Here is a 17761-nt window from a genome sequence, read left to right on the forward strand (position 1 = left end):
CTGTTTCAGGAGCAGATCCGGGGATGAGGGTTTCGTATCGGCGCCTCATCCCAGCATCCCCACGAACTTCTCGAAGAGATAGAAGCTGTCCTGTGGGCCGGGGCTGGCCTCGGGATGGTATTGGACACCGAAGGCCTTCTTGCCCTTGATGCTGATCCCGCAATTGGTCCCGTCGAACAGCGAGACATGGGTCTGCTCGACATTGTCCGGCAGGGTTTCACCGTCGATGGCGAAACCGTGGTTCATGCTGGTGATCTCGACGAGGCCTTCGCTCTCGCCCCATTCACTCCCGACCCGCTGTACGGGGTGGTTGGCGCCGCGATGGCCCTGGAACATCTTGGCCGTCTTCGCGCCAGCCGCAATGCCGAGCATTTGATGCCCCAAACAGATACCGAACAACGGTATATCGGCCTCGATCATACGTATGATTGACGGGACTGCGTACTGTCCGGTGGCTGCCGGATCGCCCGGCCCGTTCGACAGAAAAACGCCATCGGGTTCCAGTGCCATGATCTCGTCGAACGAGGTCTTTGCAGGCACGACGGTCACTTTGGCGCCCGCTTTCACGAGGTTTCTGAAGATGTTATCCTTCGCGCCGTAATCGATCGCGACCACGTGGGGCTTGTCGGCATTGCTTTCGCCATAGCCGAAGCCAAGCTGCCAGTGCCCGCCGGTCCAGTTTTCCTGCCCTTCCCGCGTCACACCCGGTACAAGGTCGAGCCCTTCCAGCCCACCCCACTCTTTCGCCTGCTTTTTCAAGGCCTTGAGGTCGAATTCTCCGTGCGGATTATGAGCGATTACCGCATTCGGCGCCCCACTCATCCGGATCCGCCGCGTCAAAGCGCGCGTATCGACGCCGGAAAGCCCGATCTTTCCGTGGGTTACGCACCATTCCACAAACTCGTTCTGCGCGCGGAAGCTCGAATGCGGCGTGATTTCCTGCCGCACCACCAACCCGACCGCGCCCAGCCCACGGCTCTCGTGATCTTCCTCGTTCGCGCCAACATTGCCGATATGCGGGAAGGTGAAGGTCACGATCTGGCTGTCGTAGGAAGGATCGGTCATCACTTCCTGATACCCGGTCATGGCGGTGTTGAAGCAGACTTCGCCCACTGCGCGACCGCTGGCGCCGAAGCCCTTGCCCCAGATTACGGTGCCGTCGCCAAGGACGAGGACTCCGGTCGCGCCTTTGGGTTGCGCGTGCGAAGATGCGGACAGGGCCATGGGCGCTCCGGGTAAAAAGGTTTCCAGCGATGTGTGCTAAGTCCCAGCCGCTAGGGACCGGGACGATTCCCGTCAAGCGGAACACTTGGCATATCGGTGCACTGTTCTAAATGAGTGGCCAAAACCACCTCCAAACACCGGGAACTCCCATGCTGCGCGAAAATATCCAGGCCGAAACCGTCACCGCCATGAAGGCAAAGGACAAGGATCGCACCGCTGCGCTCCGCCTGATCGGGGCAAAGATCAAGGATCGCGATATCGAATTGCGTACGGCCGACAAGAAACCCGAGGATGACGAACTCGTCACCGACGTCCTGCTGAAAATGGCCAAGCAGCGTCGCGAATCGATCGAGATGTATGAGGACGGAGGACGGCAGGAGCTCGCCGACAAGGAGAAAAGCGAACTCGCAGTGATCGAAGAGTTTCTCCCCAAGCAGATGAGCGAGGAAGAAACCCGCGCTGCTATCGCCGAGATCAAAACCGATCTTTCGGCCGAAGGCATGAAAGATATGGGCCGGGTTATGGCAGAACTCAAAAGCCGCCACGGCGCAACGCTGGATATGAGCAAGGCTAGCAGTCTGGTGAAGGAAGCACTTTCATGAAGAACGCCCTCGCCCTCCTATCGATTGGCATGCTGGCAGCCTGCGGGTCTTCTGAACCAGAGCCCGCGCCTACCCCCACACCAACCGTTGCCGCACCGCGCACCCTCGTCGGAGCCGATCTCGATCTGTCGACACTCGGAGCGAAAATCGTCGGCCCGCAAGGCCCTGAGGTTCGCACCGTGCTTAGCGCAGGTAATCGCGAGATCGGTCGCCTCGTCAGCTATGTTGCGTGCCCCGCCGATACGGCTGAATGCAAACCAGGCGAAATGCCTGAGGGGACAGTGTACACATACGTGCACAGCGTGACCCTTACCGATGCAGACGATGGGACGCAGATGGCCGAAACGGACGGTCCTGAGGTGGTGGAAAGCGCTCCGACCTTGTTCCGCACGATCCGCAAAGTTTCAGGGTTCAACCAATCGGTCGGTTATTCCACTGCGGAAGCGGAAGCGACGCTTGGCGATCCTGACGCCATCTCGATTACCAACGATAGCGGCAGCCTGATCTGGCGAGTATCGCGCGGTTCAGGTTGGAAACCGGGCGGCACAATGACGTTCTGGTGGCAGTCCACTACGCCACCTCAAGGCCCCGCCGAAGCGTATCTCCTTGAGGTCGATGGCAATCAGGCCATTGCTACCGGCCCCTTCCCGGCAGAAGAAAAGCCTGTGGAGGGCGCCCGCCCGCGCTAGCGGTCTGGGCAGGGCGCGGGTAAGGTCGGAGACCTCATGGCCCTGTCTCCCCAATGGCTTGACGAATTGCGCATGCGGACCACGCTGTCCGCAATGATCGGTCGTACCCTTCGGCTGACCAAGGCTGGGCGTGAGTTCAAGGCGTGCTGCCCATTCCACAACGAGAAAACGCCCAGCTTCTACGTCAATGACGAGAAGGGTTTCTACCACTGCTTCGGCTGCGAGGCGCATGGCGATGCCATTCGCTGGATGACCGATCAGAGGGGCATGCCCTTCATGGACGCAGTGAAAGAGCTGGCGGCCGAAGCGGGGATGGAAGTCCCCGCCCCCGACCCCCGAGCAGCCCAGCAAGCGGAGAAGCGCGCCAGCCTCCACGATGTGACCGGCGCCGCTCAAGAATGGTTTGAAGACAAGTTGCGCGGTAGCGACGGGATGCAGGCGCGCAGCTATCTTGGACGCCGAGGATTTACAGATGCCATCATCCGGGAGTTCGGTTTCGGTTACGCTCCGGAAGATCGGCAGGCCCTAAAGCGTGCTCTCGCCCGGTTCGACGAGCCTATGCTCATAGAGGCCGGAATGCGGATCACCGTCGAGGGCAAGGAACCTTACGACCGGTTTCGCGGTCGTTTGATGCTGCCGATTCACGATACGCGAGGACGAGTGATTGCCTTCGGGGGACGCATTCTCGACAGCGAAGCCAATCCGAATGCTCCGAAATATCTGAACAGTCCCGACACGCCGCTCTTTGACAAGGGGCGCACGCTCTACAACCTTCACCGCGCAGCGCCTGCGGCACGCCAAAGCGGCCGCCTGATCGTAGTCGAGGGTTATATGGATGCGATCGCACTAGCCAATGCAGGAATTAAGGAGGCGGTTGCCCCGCTGGGCACCGCACTGACCGAGAACCAGATCGAACTGCTCTGGCGACAGGTGGAGCAGCCGATCCTGTGTTTTGACGGGGATAATGCCGGACAACGCGCCGCCATGCGAGCAGTGGCACGGGCTCTTCCCATGCTTCGCCCCGCCCACTCCCTGTCCATCGTTCGCATGCCTGCCGGTTTGGATCCCGACGATCTGATACGTGAGAAAGGCGTCACGGCGCTCGAGGAGCTTCTGGGTCAGCCTTCCAGTCTGCTCGACACCCTCTGGGACTTCGAAAAAGCCGCTTCACCGCTCAATTCACCGGAAGACAAGGCGGGCTTCAAGGCGCGCCTCCTTGACCACGTTGAGAACATCCAGCACCCCGACATTCGTGCACTCTACAAGCGCGAACTGCTCGAACGCTTCTCTACATTTGCCTTCCCCCCTCGCCCGCAGCGCGAATTTCGTCCACGCAGCGACTGGAAGAAGGGGCAGTTCAAACAGCCCGCTCCAACGCTTTCGGCGAATGCCCGCGATCGCCTTACCCGAGCGATGACCGGAGGTGCCCGCGATGCCTTGACCCGGGCGGTGATTGCCGGCCTGGTGAAGTTCCCGGATCAGATACTGCGACACGAGGAAGCCTTGTCCGATCTGGCCAGACGTGATCAAAATGTCGGTCCCGCGCTCGATTCATTGGTAGAAGCCGCCGAAACGCTTGATTTGTCCGCACGATCGACCATATCGCTGGAACGAGGCCTTCCCGCCCCACCGGAAAAAACATCATTCGCCTTCCTTCATGAAGGCACCGACCCGGTTGATGCGCGCGAGGATCTGGCCGAGGCCGTGTCTTTGCTGGTCGAAAGACCTGCGCTTGAGGCTGCGCTTTCCGCAGCCACTGCGCGTTTCGAACGTGACCCGGAAGGCTCCATCGCCGAACAGGCCCGATTGCGTGAGCGATTACTGGCCCTTAACGAGCGGTTGAAGCGTTTCGGTCGCAAGAAGGCAGCTGCAGACGGCGAATCGGATTCATGATCCCCGCGGTTACGCGACCCGCGGGCAAGAGAAGACTGGACTGAATTACCTTATGGCCACCAAGTCGAAGACCAAGGACGATGGCGATGCTCCCCTGATCGACCTCAATGAGGCATCGGTGAAGAAGCTCATCGCGAAGGCGAAGAAGAAGGGCTACGTCACTTATGACGAGCTCAACGACGCTTTGCCGCAGGGTGAGATGAGCTCCGATCAGATCGAAGACATCCAGTCCGCTCTGTCAGACATGGGTGTGCAGATCGTCGAAAGCGACGAAGATGCCGAGGCTGCCGCTGAAGAAGCGGACGAGGTCGAGGAAATCACGACCGACACCAAAAAGGACAGCAAGGCTACGGCCAAGCCTGCTGCCAAAAAGACCGCAACCGGAGAACGCACGGACGATCCGGTGCGCATGTATTTGCGCGAAATGGGTGCGGTCGAACTGCTCAGCCGCGAAGGTGAAATCGCCATCGCCAAGCGGATCGAAGCCGGACGCGACATGATGATCATGGGCTTGTGCCAGTCTCCGATCACCTTCCACGCAATCATCCAATGGTCGGAAGCCCTGAATGCCGAGGAAATGCAGCTACGCGAGATTCTCGATCTCGATGCCATGCTGTCGAAGGAACCCCCGGCCGACAAGCTGAACGACGACGCCGAAGACGATGACGATGACGGTGAAATCTCCGAAGAGACCGCCGGTCCGACCATCCGTGATGATGACGAGGATGAGGACGACGATTCCAATTCCGACGACGAAGATGGCGAAGAAGGTTCGTCCAAGAGCGACGATGACGAGGAAGAGGACAACACCATGTCTCTTGCTCAGATGGAAGCCGCGCTCAAGCCGGACGCCATCGAGCGCTTTGCTCGGATCACCGATCTGTTCGGAAAGTTCGAGAAGCTCCAGAAGGAACGCGTCGATGTGATGGCCCGCGGCGAGGCGTTCACGCCTGCCAAGGAAAAGAAATACGAGGCGCTTTCCGAGCAGCTTACGGCTGAAGTCGAGAGCGTTCAGTTCCACGCGACCAAGATCGAATTTCTGGTCGATAATCTTTACGCCTTCAATCGCCGCCTGACCGCATTGGGTGGGCAGATGCTTCGCCTTGCCGAACGCCACAAAGTGAAGCGTATCGATTTTCTCGATGCCTACATCGGCAATGAACTGGACGATAACTGGCTCACCGATCGCGCTAAGAAGGACAAGAAATGGGCAGCCTTCGCCGAGAAGGAAGCCGATGCGGTCGAGCGGATTCGCGCCGAGATTTCCGACATTGCCGGCCAGACTGGCATGGCACTCGAGGAATTCCGCCGGATCGTTAACATGGTCCAGAAAGGCGAGCGCGAGGCGCGTATCGCCAAGAAGGAAATGGTTGAGGCAAATCTTCGCCTCGTGATCTCCATTGCCAAGAAATACACCAATCGCGGTCTGCAATTCCTCGACCTTATCCAGGAAGGCAACATCGGTCTGATGAAGGCGGTCGACAAGTTCGAATACCGCCGCGGATACAAGTTCAGCACCTACGCAACCTGGTGGATTCGCCAGGCAATCACGCGCTCGATTGCCGATCAGGCGCGGACCATCCGTATCCCGGTCCACATGATCGAGACGATCAACAAGCTAGTCCGCTGCAGCCGTCAGTTCCTGCACGATCAAGGACGCGAGCCGACCCCCGAAGAGATGGCCGAGAAGCTTTCCATGCCGCTTGAAAAGGTGCGCAAGGTCATGAAGATCGCGAAAGAGCCAATCAGTCTCGAGACACCGATCGGTGACGAGGAAGATTCGCATCTCGGCGATTTCATCGAGGACAAAAACGCGATTATTCCGGTCGACGCGGCGATCCAGGCCAACCTCAAGGAAACGGTCACCCGCGTTCTTGCCAGCCTTACGCCGCGTGAAGAGCGCGTCCTGCGCATGCGCTTCGGGATCGGTATGAATACGGATCACACGCTCGAGGAAGTGGGCCAGCAATTCTCGGTCACGCGTGAACGTATTCGTCAGATTGAAGCCAAGGCACTCCGCAAGCTCAAACATCCCAGCCGGAGCAGAAAGATGCGCTCTTTCCTCGACCAGTAATACATATCCGCGTCAGGCAGCGGGGTGACCGAAATGTCACACGGCGAAATCCGCTGCCTGTCCCCCGGAACGGACTTTCTTTCCAAGCTTTTCCTTACTCAGTTGGATAGGTGAGCCAAATCCCGGTTCCCGATCCAGTCAGAAAAGCTGCTATTCCGGGGCACGCATGAACTTAGTTTTCGAGAGTGTGCTTGCGCGCTCTCCCAACCCCTACGTTATTCTCGATGCATCTCTGGTCATTCAGTGGGCAAATGCAGCCTATCTGAGCGCCACGGAAAGCCGATGGGACGAGATCAAGCAGCGCGGAATTTTCGAAGCCTTCCCGAGCGAAGGTGAAAGTTATCGCCAGTTGAAATCGTCTTTCGATCGAGTCCTCGAGACCGGCGAAGCTGACGAAATCGCTCGAATCCCGTATAATATTCCAAACGCCCAAGGCGGCTTTGACACCCATATATGGAGCGCCACTCACACGCCTTTTCTCGATGAGAATGGCGATGTCGAATATATTCTCCAGCATACGGTTCGCATCACAGGGTTGGAGCAATCGGGCTCGGAGCGCGACGCTGCCAGCGTCGCCCGGCGCGCCGAAGCGGTGGAGGAACGTTATCGAGGGGCCAGCAAGGAACTGGATCGATTCCGTTCCCTGCTCGAACAAGCACCAGGGTTCGTAGCGGTGCTGAGTGGACGAGATCATCGCTTTGTAATGGCGAATGCTGCGTATCGTCAGCTTGTCGGTCAGCGCAAGCTGGTTGGCAGAACGGTGCCGGAAGCGCTGCCGGAAGTTGTCGATCAGGGGTTCATCCAGTTGCTCGACGACGTGCTCGACAAGAACGAACCATACTTCGGCAAGAAAGAAAGGATCCTCCTGAATTCGGGCAAGGACGGAGAACTTGAGGCCCGGTTTCTCGAGTTTATCTACCAACCGATCCACGGTGGAGACGACTTCGAAGGCATTCTGGTTCAAGGCCATGATGTAACAGAAGAAGTGGCCTTTGAAGAACACCAGCGAATTTTGATCAATGAGCTCAACCACAGGGTCAAGAACACCCTTGCGGTCGTCCAAGGACTCGCAAAACAGTCCTTTCGTTCGGAGCCGGGTTCGACCGGAATAGACGCATTCTCCAATCGTCTCGCAGCTTTGGCGAGCGCACATAATCTTCTGACCGAGCGAAGTTGGGAAGCTGCCGATCTGGAATCGATCGTCACAGGATCGCTGGCAGCCACCGCAGGCTCAGATTCGTCGCGATACTCGCTCACAGGACCGAAAGTTGTTCTGGCCCCTCAAACTGCGGTTACGCTTTCGATGGTAGTGCACGAACTATGCACGAACGCCTTGAAATACGGTGCGTTGAGCGAGCCAGCCGGCTTCGTCGAGATCACTTGGCGGATGCAACCTGCTGAAACAGAAGGCACCTTGCTCATTTTCGAATGGAGCGAACATGACGGACCGGTCGTAGTGGAGCCTCAAACCGGCGGTTTTGGATCACGACTGGTCAAGCGAGGTCTTGGAAGCCCGGACAGTCGCACGACCTTGGAATATCGAGCCAGCGGCCTCTATTGCCGGATTGAGGGCAAAGTATGAGCTTGAACGGGAAACATATTCTGGTGCTCGAAGACGAGCCGATCATCGCATTCGCTCTGGAAGACATGCTGATCGAGGAAGGTGCCACGGTTTCGGTTTTCAGTTCGATCGAGCAGGCGCGCGAGGGCCGAGCGAACGAAACGTTCGATTATGCAATCTTGGATGTAAACCTGCATGGCTCAAAGAGTTATCCGCTGGCTTACGAGCTTAAAGCTGACGGCACCCCTTTCGCATTTGCAACGGGATACGGAGATGCAGAGCACCCAAAGGAGCTTGCGAATTCCGTGACGATCACAAAACCATATTCGATCGTCCAAATAAGAGCGGCAATCGAAAGCCTGGAAAGTGCCAGCGACCGATAAGTTTCCGATTGCATGCCAAAGTCATCCCTACGCGTCCGCTTGATCGAGAATGGGATCAAGGGGGTCGCGCGAATCGAAGGCAATGCCTATGTGCTCCCCTATGCGTATAGCCATTGCCTCCGACCACGCCGCAATCGACCTAAAGACAGAATTGCGCGAATGGTTGATCGAACAGGGCCACGAGGTGGCGGATCTCGGGCCAGACACCGGCGATAGCGTCGATTACCCCGATTTCGGCTACAAGCTTGCTAATGTACTCGCTGACGGCACCGCGGAACGCGGCGTGGCGCTCTGCGGCTCCGGCATTGGTATTTCCATGAGCGTCAATCGCAATCCATCGGTTCGCTGTGCGCTGGTCTCGGAACCGCTCTCGGCTGCACTTTCACGCGAACACAATGACGCAAACTGTATTGCGATGGGCGCACGCCTGATCGGAAGCGACATGGCAAAAGCTTGCCTTACTGCATTTCTCGAAACCGAATTCGCCGGCGGCCGCCACCAGCGCCGCGTCGACAAGCTTTCCAAACCGGAGATCTGATTTGGCTACCAAGCCCGCCAATACCGACCGCGACCCTATGGATCGTTTCTGGCACGATACCCTTGCCGAGGCAGATCCAGAAATTCATGCTGCAATCCGCAATGAACTGGCGCGTCAGCAGGACAAGATCGAGCTTATTGCGTCCGAAAACATCGCTTCGAGCGCCGTTCTAGAAGCAACCGGATCAGTATTCACGAACAAATATGCGGAAGGCTATCCCGGCAAGCGCTATTACGGCGGCTGCGATTATGCCGATGTAATCGAAACACTCGCCATCGAGCGCGCCAAAAAGCTGTTCGGCTGTGGTTTCGCCAATGTTCAGCCCAATTCAGGCAGCCAGATGAACCAGGCGGTATTTCTAGCACTGCTCCAGCCTGGCGATACGTTCATGGGGCTCGACCTCAATTCGGGCGGCCACCTGACCCATGGTTCTCCTGTCAACATGAGCGGCAAGTGGTTCAATCCTGTCAGCTACGGTGTTCGGAAGAACGATGAACTGATCGACATGGATGAGGTTATGGCGATTGCCAAAGCCAACAAGCCGAAGCTCATTATTGCAGGCGGAACGGCCTATTCCCGCGTTTGGGACTGGAAGGCTTTTCGCAAGGTAGCCGACGAGGTCGGCGCCTATCTCATGGTAGATATGAGCCACATTTCCGGACTGGTCGCTGGCGGCGCGCATCCATCCCCCTTCCCCCATGCCCATGTCGTCACGACAACAACCCACAAGAGCTTGCGTGGTCCGCGCTCCGGGGTGATCCTTTGGGACGACGAAGACCTGACAAAGCCATTCAACATGGCGGTCTTCCCCGGGATGCAGGGTGGGCCGCTGATGCATGTGGTTGCGGCGAAGGCCGTCGCATTCGGCGAAGCTCTGCGTCCGGATTTCAAAGACTATGCCAAGCGCGTTGTGGAGAACGCCCGCGCCCTGGCCGAAGGGATCGAGGCCAACGGCCTGCGCGTCGTTTCTGGGGGTACGGACAATCACTCCATGCTCGTTGACCTAACGGCCATGGACGTGACCGGCAAATCTGCAGAAACCGGCCTAGATCGAGCATGGTTGACCTGCAACAAGAACGGCATTCCATACGATACGCGCAGCCCTTTTGTTACGAGCGGCATCCGCCTCGGCACTCCTGCGGGCACCACGCGCGGATTTGGCCCCGACGAGTTCCGCCAGATTGGGGCTCTTATCTGTCAGGTAGTCGAAGGGCTCTCGCGCAATGGTCCGGAAGGCGACGGGCAGGTTGAAGAGCAGGTGCGTGGCAAGGTTGCCGAACTCTGTGCTGACTTCCCCGTCTACCCCGGCCGCTAAGGAGACGAATGATGGATAACAAAGAACCGCAGCATCAAGACCACGATCTTGTTTCGGATGCCAGCGCAGAGATCAAGGGAATGGCGAAGCAGGGGCTGAACCATCCGTCGACCAAGCCCGTGCTGACCGGCGCGGCAGTCGGCGCGATCGCGGCCGGCATCTTGCCGGTGGTGACCTGGCCCCTCGGTCTGGTCGCGGGCGCGGGCTTCATGCTCTACAAACGCCTCCGACCGTAAATGCGTTGCCCATTTTGTGCGCATGACGACAGCCAAGTAAAGGACAGTCGTCCGACCGAGGATTCGACCTCGATCCGGCGGCGTCGCCAGTGCTCCAGCTGCGGCGCGCGGTTTACCACTTTTGAACGCGTGCAATTACGCGAAGTGACGGTGGTCAAAAGCGGCGACCGTCGCCAGCCCTTCGACCGCAGCAAGCTAGAACAATCCATTTCGCTGGCCTGCCGCAAGCGCGATGTTCCGCAAGAGCGGATCGACCAGCTCGTCAGCGGTATCCAGCGGCAGGTCGAAACTGCAGGCGAACCAGAAATCCCATCCAAACGTATCGGCGAGATGGTTATGGATGGACTGCGCGGACTGGACAGCGTCGCATACATCCGGTTCGCCTCGGTCTATCGCGATTTCAGCGAAGCCCGGGATTTTGAAGAATTCGCAAGTACCGTGCAGGAAGCGGCAGCCAATGAACGGGGCTGACGCCAGAAAACCGATCATCGTCCTCGTGCGCCCGCAACTCGGTGAGAATATCGGCAAGGCCGCGCGTGCCATGCTCAATTTCGGCCTCACGGAAATGCGCTTGGTCGAGCCGCGCGATGGCTGGCCAAACCCGTCGGCTGGTCCGTCTGCGTCGGGCGCGGACATCGTGCTGGAAGGCGCAAAGGTTTTTGGATCGACTGCCGATGCGGTGGCGGACTGCGCCCATGTCTACGCCACCACCGTCCGCAAACGGGGCGTTACGAAACCTGTCGTCACACCCGAGGAAGCCAGTCAGAAGATTGCCGTCGCGCAAGGCCGCAGCGCAATCCTGTTCGGACCGGAGCGGTCCGGGCTGGAAACCGAGGATGTAGCGCTCGCGCGTGCTATCTTGACGGTGCCGATCAATCCGGAGTTCGGGTCGCTCAATCTCGCGCAGGCGGTGATCCTGTGTGCCTACGAATGGTCCAAGCATGAAACCCTGGTACAGCCGACCCAGGAAGAACTGTTGCCCCCTGCCCCACAGGAAGAGCTTGATGGCCTGATCGCACATTTGGAAAGCATGTTGGAGCCAAAAGGCTATTTTCGTCCGGAAGCCCGCGCCGAAGCTACCCGGCGCACATTACGCGGCGTGTTGACGAAGCCTGCCTGGAACCACCTCGAAATCCGCACCTTGCGAGGTGTACTGTCGTCGCTTCAGCGCGAACCTAAGCCCTGATCCTGTCCCATTCCTCCATTTCGTAGGCAATGGAGGTTTCGACCAGATCGTCCCATATCCGCGCGAGCTCATCAGCCGGAAGGGCACGGTTCTCTGCATCAGCGCGGGCGTTCTCGATCACCTCGGCCTTACGCCCTTCGTCGCGAACGACATTGCGATCCGTCTTGATCCGTGCAGCAGCTCGCATGTAACCGAACCGGCGATCGAGCAGTTCCATCAGTTCGCGGTCAGTCGTGTCCACTCCAATTCGCACCTCGCGCATGTCGGTGCAATCTTCCGGCAGTTTGAAATCGTCCTTCATGGTGCTGCGCAGTGCCGCGCTTGAACCGACTTGTCGAGCGCCTATCTTGCTGCTTGACGCGCTACACAATTTTGCTACGAGCGCGCCTTCACAAATTGGCTCTGCACCCCGGTGAAGCGGAAGCCGCGTCGACCTCGAGGTTGACGGTGTGATGCCGGGTTAAATGGCCGCCACTGGGGCGGTCCAGCAAATTGAAGGAACTATTTATGACGAAGCGCACAAGCGCCAAGTACAAACTCGACCGCCGGATGGGTGAAAACATCTGGGGTCGTCCGAATTCCCCGGTCAACAAGCGTTCGTACGGCCCCGGCCAGCATGGCCAGCGCCGCAAGAGCAAGATGAGCGACTTCGGTCTGCAGCTTCGCGCCAAGCAGAAGCTCAAGGGCTACTACGGCGACGTAACGGAAAAGCAGTTCAAGCGCACCTACAAGGAAGCGTCGGCCATGAAGGGCGACACCGGTCAGAACTTGATCGGCCTGCTCGAACAGCGCCTCGACATGGTCGTTTACCGCGCCAAGTTCGCACCGACCATCTTCGCCGCCCGCCAGATCGTTAGCCACGGCCACATCTACCTCAACGGTGTGAAGACCAACATCGCTTCGGCGCGTGTGAAGGTAGGCGACGTGGTCAGCCTCGGCAGCAAAGCCAAGGAAATGGCTTTGGTCATCGAAGCACAGAGCCTGCCCGAGCGTGAAATTCCCGATTATGTCGCGCCAGACGGTAACGACAAGGTGACTTTCACTCGCGTACCGAAGCTTGATGAAGTCCCCTATCCGGTGACCATGGAACCGAACCTGGTCGTCGAGTTCTACTCGCGCTGATCCTTTGGTTCATCAATATACGGAAAGGGCGGCCTCAAGGCCGCCTTTTTTGTATCAATTCACCGCATTTTCAAAGCCTTGGCAGGAACGCGGAAGGTGATTGGCGGTTCAGTTTTTACTATGACTCAATACCGCTTCATCACGCCCAATCGTCGCGGCAAATGGTACGATAGCCTCAACGATGCGCAGGCGCGTGCGAATGTTATTGGTGCGGGCTTTCTGGACAGTGCCGGCACGTTCGTCCCGTATCGCGGGACGATACTGGAAATGCGCGAAAAAGAGCGGGTGTAGCCCGCTACGTCCGGCCTGCAATCTGCAAGGACTTCCAGACCATTGCCGCAATTGCGATGGTGATAGCCCCGCCCCAGAACCAGTAGGGAAGGAACAACGCTTCCGCGATGCGTCCCGTATCGGATAGGGCAACTTGTCCATGTACCGCGGCGCCTGGACTGAACAGATAATCGATGTCCTGGTAAACGCTGACAGCTCCTTGCACGCCAAGGAACTCGATAGCGATCCTCTGCCATTTCCTCGTCGCTCTGGATGCTATCAAGAATGCACCTGCTGCAAAGACCGGCAGCACGATCCAGCCGGCAATAGATCGGACCCAAATCAGGGTGCTCGCGATCAACGCAATCGCGAGGCCGAACAACATCACCTTGGTTGCACGGGGTGAACGCGAAGCAATGATCAAGACGCAGCCTGCGATGGTGGGGCCGAGCAATCCGGAGGCAGCAACGATGGCCTGGCCGATACGCCCAAGGTCGCCAGAGCTTTCTGCAAATCCCGACCCGTTCGCAAAGATGACCAATCGCTCGAATTCAGCTCCAAGTGCAGCCGCCATGAGACCATGCGCCATCTCGTGCCACCAGGTAGATAGCAGCGTAAACGGCATGAGCGCCAACGTACCGACAGCCGTTTGCCACGCAACGATCGTCAAGACCGCAAAGGCGATGATATACGTCTGCTCGCGTTTAACGGCGGAACCACTCGCGCCATCCGCATACGGAAGCCCCCATTGAGCAGAGGTAGGGCGGGTTTGAGGAGGCTTGGCCATTTTTACAAATTAGGCCAGTCCCGCTTCAGCGCAAGTAATCCCGGCGGAAATCCTTGGCGAAGGTAGCAAATCTCCCTTCCCCAATGGCATCGCGCATTGCCTGCATCAACTGCTGGTAGAAAGCGATATTATGCTCGGTCATCAGCATTGCACCGAGAATTTCCTGTGATTTCACGAGGTGGTGGAGATAGGCGCGCGAGTAGGTGTTACATGTGTCGCAAGTGCAGCGATTATCCAAAGGATCGGTATCTTCCGCGAACCGCGCATTGCGAAGGTTCATCGGGCCGTTCCAAGTAAACGCTTGTCCATTTCGTCCGGAACGGCTTGGCAACACGCAGTCGAACATATCGACACCGCGTTCAACCGCACCCACCAGGTCGTCCGGCTTGCCCACGCCCATGAGATAACGAGGGCGATCCTGTGGAAGCTGCGCGGGGGCAAAGTCCAGTGTGGCGAACATGGCCTCCTGCCCCTCGCCGACGGCCAGACCGCCGATCGCATATCCATCGAACCCGATATCGGCCAGCTTATCGGCACTGATCTTGCGCAGATCTTCGTCGAGCGCGCCTTGCTGAATACCGAACAAGGCAGACCGTTCTGCATGTTCGCCGCCTGCGTTGAAACCCTCTCGACTCCGCTGCGCCCAACGCATGCTCATTTCCATGCTCGCGGCAATTTCGTCGCGCGGACGGTCGGCACGGGGGCATTCGTCAAAAGCCATCACGATGTCGCTGCCCAGAAGCCGCTGGATTTCCATGCTGCGTTCCGGTGTCAGCATATGCTTCGACCCGTCGATGTGGCTGCGGAATTCCACACCCTTCTCAGTCAGCTTCCGCAGGTCCGACAGGCTCATAACCTGATAACCGCCGCTGTCGGTAAGGATCGGCCGGTCCCAGTTCATGAATTTGTGAAGACCGCCGAGCTTTGCCACGCGCTCCGCTCCGGGGCGCAGCATCAGGTGGTAAGTGTTGCCAAGGATTATGTCCGCGCCCGTCTTGCGCACCGTTTCAGGCTTCATGGCCTTTACGGTTGCCGCGGTGCCGACCGGCATGAAAGCCGGCGTACGGATTTGGCCGCGATACATGGAAATCGCACCCGTCCGCGCAGCACCATCGACCGCCTCAACGGTAAACGTAAAACGATTGGTCAATGTCAAATCTCAGAAGTCGTAAACGATCGATGCACGGGTTACCGTGTCGGTCGAAACAGCGCCTACTGCAGGGTTGCTGTCATAATCAATCGCATAGCTCATCCTCGCCCGAAGTTTTTCGGTAGCCTTGAAATCGAGGCCGGTGACCAGATTGAGCGTAGTATTCGAACTGTCCACGATGACGACTGCTTGGCCGCCGGTCTCGGCGACCGCATTTGCATCCTGCGTCAGGGTCACCCGATCGAGAATCCGCCAGTCGAAATCGAGGCCTGCGAGGCCGGCCACGCGGTTTTCGACGCGACCATCGGTGTAATCCGTAACCCGGTAAGCCGGTCCTGCCTTCAACGACAGGCTGAGACTGTTGCCGTCGATCACCTGATATCCCAGTCCCCCGGAAACAGCATACCGGCCGTCGATACCTTGAAAGGCATCGCGATCATACTGCGCCAGTCCATAAGCGAAGATGCCCTCGTCGAATTCCCACCGAGGTTCATAGGACGCGAAATATTTCTCACGACTGGTGACACCATTCTGGCGTTGATAATCGAAACGCGCTCTCAAGTGATGCGACCAGTCGATTCCCTGCCGCTTGAGATGAAGCGCAGCGGTAATGCCGGTCGTGTCGCTATTCCCTGTGGAATGGAATCCGCCCAGTTCACCTTGCCCTGTCCACCGGTCGAGCAGGCCAGCAGTCCGAATAGCCTCTTCCTTCTCCTTCGCGGCCAAAGCGGCTTTTTCGGCTTTAGTTTTCGCCCACGCGCCTTCGATCGCGGCGATTTCCTCCCCATCGTCGGGCCATGTCGTGCGGGCTAAGTCCAGTACGGTCGCGATTTTGGCGTTATCGCCACTAGCCAGCGCTGTGTCGATCATCTGACGGGCAGCTTCGGGGAGCTCGGCATGTGCCGGTGATGCAAATGCGGCTGTGCTAGCCGCAAACGTAAATAGGGCGGTTCTCACAAACATGCCAGAAGCCTAGCGTGGCTCTCCGGCGCTCGCCACCCTGGATCGACAAAGCGCGTTCGTATTCAGGCGCGTAGCCGCCAACCTGTCTTGAAAATGTAGGCAATCACCGACACGCACAGGGCGAGAAAGCCCAAGGTGATACCGAAGCTGACCCAGATATTGACGTCGCTCGTCCCATAGAATGTCCAGCGCAATCCACTGACAAGATAAACGATCGGATTGGCTAGAGCGATGGTATCCCACGGCTTCGGCAGCATATCGATCGAATAGAACGTGCCTCCCAGAAACGTGAGCGGGGTAAGGAACAGCATCGGGATTATGCCGAGCTTTTCGAAGTTATCGGCCCAGATGCCGAGGATGAATCCGAAGAGACTGAAGGCGGCTGCGACCAGCATGATGTAGAATACCGCCAAGACCGGGTAAGCGATCGAATAATCGACGAACAGTCGAGCAGTAACCAATATGATCGTCGCGAGGATAAGGCTTTTCGTCATCGCCGCCCCTACGAACCCGATCAGCGTTTCGGTCACCCCGACAGGAGCGCTGAGCAATTCGTAGATCGTTCCGGTAAAGCGAGGCATATAAATGCCGAAGCTCGAATTGCTGGTGGTCTCTCCCAGCAGGGTGAGCATCAGCAGCCCCGGGATGATGAACGCACCATATTGCACCCCATCCAGATCGGGCATGCGCCCGCCGATCGCCGCTCCGAACACGATGAAATAGAGCGAGGTCGTGAGAACGGGTGCCAGCACCGACTGGAATGCCGTGCGAAGGAAGCGAATAAGCTCCCGGGTGTATATCGACCAGGTTGAGCGCCAGGAAATCATTGCGGTACCTCGCCGTCGCCAAGCAGGGATACGAAGATATCCTCGAGGCTGCTCTCACGGGTGTCGATGCCGACGTAATCGAGCCCCGCGCCGATGAGCGCCTTGGTCAATTCGGCGACTTCGGCCTTACCCTTTCCTGTCCCATCGCCCCCGCGGTAGCGGAGCACCGTTCCGCTCGCTTCCAATTCGACCGGGAACCGGCCTATTTCCGGAGGCAGTGTGGCGAGGGGTTGTGCAAGCGTAATATGTGCCTCGGTTCGGCCGAGACGGGCCATCATGGCGTCTTTCTCGTCAACCATGAGCAGCTTGCCGCGATTGATGACACCGACGCGGTCGGCCATCATCTCGGCCTCTTCGATGTAATGCGTGGTCAGGATGATGGTGACGCCGCGCGCGCGCATCTTATCTATGATCGCCCACATGCCCTTGCGCAGTTCCACGTCGACGCCGGCAGTGGGTTCGTCGAGGAAGAGGAGGTCGGGTTCGTGCGCGAGAGCCTTGGCGATGAGCACGCGGCGCTTCATTCCGCCCGACAGGGCCATGATCCGCTCGCCGCGCTTTTCCCAGAGGCTGAGGCTGCGCAAGATCTCTTCGATCCGCTGCCTGTCGGGTGCGAGACCGAACAGGCCGCGTGAATAGCTGACGGCATGTTCGACCGGTTCGAACATGTCCGTGCTCAGTTCCTGCGGGACCAGCCCTATGCGGCTGCGCGCCTTGCGCCAGTCGGTTGCCAGATCGTGGCCGAAGGCGTGGATTGTACCAGAACTGGGGCGAACGAGGCCGCAGACCGCACCGATAAGCGTGGTCTTGCCCGCGCCGTTGGGCCCGAGCAGCGCGAATATCTCGCCCTTCCGTACGCTGAGATCGACATTGTCGAGCGCCTTCAGCCCGCCGCGGTAGACCTTGGACAGGCCATTGAGTTCGAGAATCGGATCCACAGA

The 17761-nt window shown here is 58.4% G+C and carries 20 protein-coding genes; 13 read left to right on the plus strand and 7 right to left on the minus strand.

Annotated features, from left to right (window positions below; translation table 11 throughout):
• Window positions 1-45 precede the first annotated feature (45 nt).
• A complete protein-coding gene (gene carA / locus K3177_RS12305) occupies window positions 46-1224 on the minus strand; it encodes a glutamine-hydrolyzing carbamoyl-phosphate synthase small subunit (protein WP_221598476.1) in 1179 nt (392 codons plus the stop codon).
• 149 nt (window positions 1225-1373) lie between these two features.
• Between carA and K3177_RS12310 the strand changes: the two genes are divergently transcribed.
• The 11 genes from K3177_RS12310 to K3177_RS12360 all read left to right on the plus strand — a co-directional run bounded on the left by K3177_RS12310 (window position 1374) and on the right by K3177_RS12360 (window position 11701).
• On the plus strand, window positions 1374-1826 hold the full coding sequence (locus K3177_RS12310) for a GatB/YqeY domain-containing protein (RefSeq protein WP_103023409.1): 453 nt from the start codon (window positions 1374-1376) through the stop codon (window positions 1824-1826).
• Window positions 1823-2515: a hypothetical protein gene (locus K3177_RS12315; protein WP_221598477.1), complete on the plus strand. Its 693-nt coding sequence runs from the start codon at window positions 1823-1825 to the stop codon at window positions 2513-2515. The genes K3177_RS12310 and K3177_RS12315 overlap by 4 nt, the downstream gene beginning before the upstream one ends.
• A 36-nt stretch (window positions 2516-2551) precedes the next feature.
• Window positions 2552-4408, plus strand: coding sequence for a DNA primase (gene dnaG / locus K3177_RS12320; RefSeq protein ID WP_221598478.1), 1857 nt, complete (start codon window positions 2552-2554; stop codon window positions 4406-4408).
• Window positions 4409-4460: 52 nt separating this feature from the next.
• Window positions 4461-6482 (plus strand): RNA polymerase sigma factor RpoD, encoded by a 2022-nt coding sequence (gene rpoD, locus K3177_RS12325; protein ID WP_196846222.1) that lies wholly within the window; start codon window positions 4461-4463, stop codon window positions 6480-6482.
• 166 nt (window positions 6483-6648) lie between these two features.
• Complete coding sequence (locus K3177_RS12330) at window positions 6649-8064, plus strand: sensor histidine kinase (RefSeq protein WP_221598479.1); 1416 nt, start codon at window positions 6649-6651, stop codon at window positions 8062-8064.
• Window positions 8061-8426 carry a response regulator gene (locus tag K3177_RS12335; protein WP_221598480.1) on the plus strand — a complete coding sequence of 122 codons (366 nt, stop codon included), beginning with the start codon at window positions 8061-8063 and terminating at the stop codon, window positions 8424-8426. Before K3177_RS12330 ends, K3177_RS12335 begins: the two co-directional genes overlap by 4 nt.
• Window positions 8427-8526: 100 nt before the next feature.
• The gene (gene rpiB / locus K3177_RS12340; RefSeq protein ID WP_221598481.1) at window positions 8527-8964 is read left to right on the plus strand and encodes a ribose 5-phosphate isomerase B; all 438 of its coding nucleotides are present in this window, start codon (window positions 8527-8529) and stop codon (window positions 8962-8964) included.
• 37 nt (window positions 8965-9001) lie between these two features.
• Window positions 9002-10279 (plus strand): serine hydroxymethyltransferase, encoded by a 1278-nt coding sequence (gene glyA, locus K3177_RS12345; RefSeq protein WP_221598539.1) that lies wholly within the window; start codon window positions 9002-9004, stop codon window positions 10277-10279.
• An 11-nt stretch (window positions 10280-10290) separates the two neighbouring features.
• Window positions 10291-10515, plus strand: a complete 225-nt coding sequence (locus K3177_RS12350; protein ID WP_196848094.1) for a hypothetical protein — start codon at window positions 10291-10293, stop codon at window positions 10513-10515.
• Window positions 10516-10986, plus strand: coding sequence for a transcriptional regulator NrdR (gene nrdR / locus K3177_RS12355; RefSeq protein WP_103023401.1), 471 nt, complete (start codon window positions 10516-10518; stop codon window positions 10984-10986).
• Window positions 10973-11701, plus strand: coding sequence for an RNA methyltransferase (locus tag K3177_RS12360; RefSeq protein ID WP_221598482.1), 729 nt, complete (start codon window positions 10973-10975; stop codon window positions 11699-11701). Before nrdR ends, K3177_RS12360 begins: the two co-directional genes overlap by 14 nt.
• Here K3177_RS12360 and K3177_RS12365 read toward each other — a convergent pair.
• Complete coding sequence (locus K3177_RS12365; protein WP_221598483.1) at window positions 11691-12002, minus strand: chorismate mutase; 312 nt, start codon at window positions 12000-12002, stop codon at window positions 11691-11693. The two genes, K3177_RS12360 and K3177_RS12365, sit on opposite strands and share 11 nt — an antisense overlap.
• Before the next feature lie 206 nt (window positions 12003-12208).
• Between K3177_RS12365 and rpsD the strand changes: the two genes are divergently transcribed.
• Complete coding sequence (gene rpsD / locus K3177_RS12370) at window positions 12209-12823, plus strand: 30S ribosomal protein S4 (RefSeq protein ID WP_103023398.1); 615 nt, start codon at window positions 12209-12211, stop codon at window positions 12821-12823.
• 120 nt (window positions 12824-12943) lie between these two features.
• The gene (locus K3177_RS12375; protein WP_173829991.1) at window positions 12944-13114 is read left to right on the plus strand and encodes a hypothetical protein; all 171 of its coding nucleotides are present in this window, start codon (window positions 12944-12946) and stop codon (window positions 13112-13114) included.
• Window positions 13115-13118: 4 nt separating this feature from the next.
• On the opposite strand, the gene K3177_RS12380 is transcribed toward K3177_RS12375, so the two are convergent.
• The 5 genes from K3177_RS12380 to K3177_RS12400 all read right to left on the minus strand — a co-directional run bounded on the left by K3177_RS12380 (window position 13119) and on the right by K3177_RS12400 (window position 17758).
• On the minus strand, window positions 13119-13880 hold the full coding sequence (locus tag K3177_RS12380; RefSeq protein ID WP_221598484.1) for a M50 family metallopeptidase: 762 nt from the start codon (window positions 13878-13880) through the stop codon (window positions 13119-13121).
• Window positions 13881-13905: 25 nt separating this feature from the next.
• A complete protein-coding gene (gene tgt / locus K3177_RS12385; RefSeq protein WP_221598485.1) occupies window positions 13906-15030 on the minus strand; it encodes a tRNA guanosine(34) transglycosylase Tgt in 1125 nt (374 codons plus the stop codon).
• 9 nt (window positions 15031-15039) lie between these two features.
• Window positions 15040-15900: a DUF481 domain-containing protein gene (locus tag K3177_RS12390; protein WP_247714438.1), complete on the minus strand. Its 861-nt coding sequence runs from the start codon at window positions 15898-15900 to the stop codon at window positions 15040-15042.
• A gap of 155 nt (window positions 15901-16055) precedes the next feature.
• Window positions 16056-16820, minus strand: coding sequence for an ABC transporter permease (locus K3177_RS12395; protein ID WP_221598487.1), 765 nt, complete (start codon window positions 16818-16820; stop codon window positions 16056-16058).
• Window positions 16817-17758, minus strand: a complete 942-nt coding sequence (locus tag K3177_RS12400) for an ABC transporter ATP-binding protein (RefSeq protein ID WP_221598488.1) — start codon at window positions 17756-17758, stop codon at window positions 16817-16819. Before K3177_RS12400 ends, K3177_RS12395 begins: the two co-directional genes overlap by 4 nt.
• Window positions 17759-17761: the final 3 nt, after the last annotated feature.

This window comes from Qipengyuania pacifica, from assembly GCF_019711555.1.
GTDB classification, from domain to species: Bacteria; Pseudomonadota; Alphaproteobacteria; order Sphingomonadales; family Sphingomonadaceae; genus Qipengyuania; species Qipengyuania pacifica.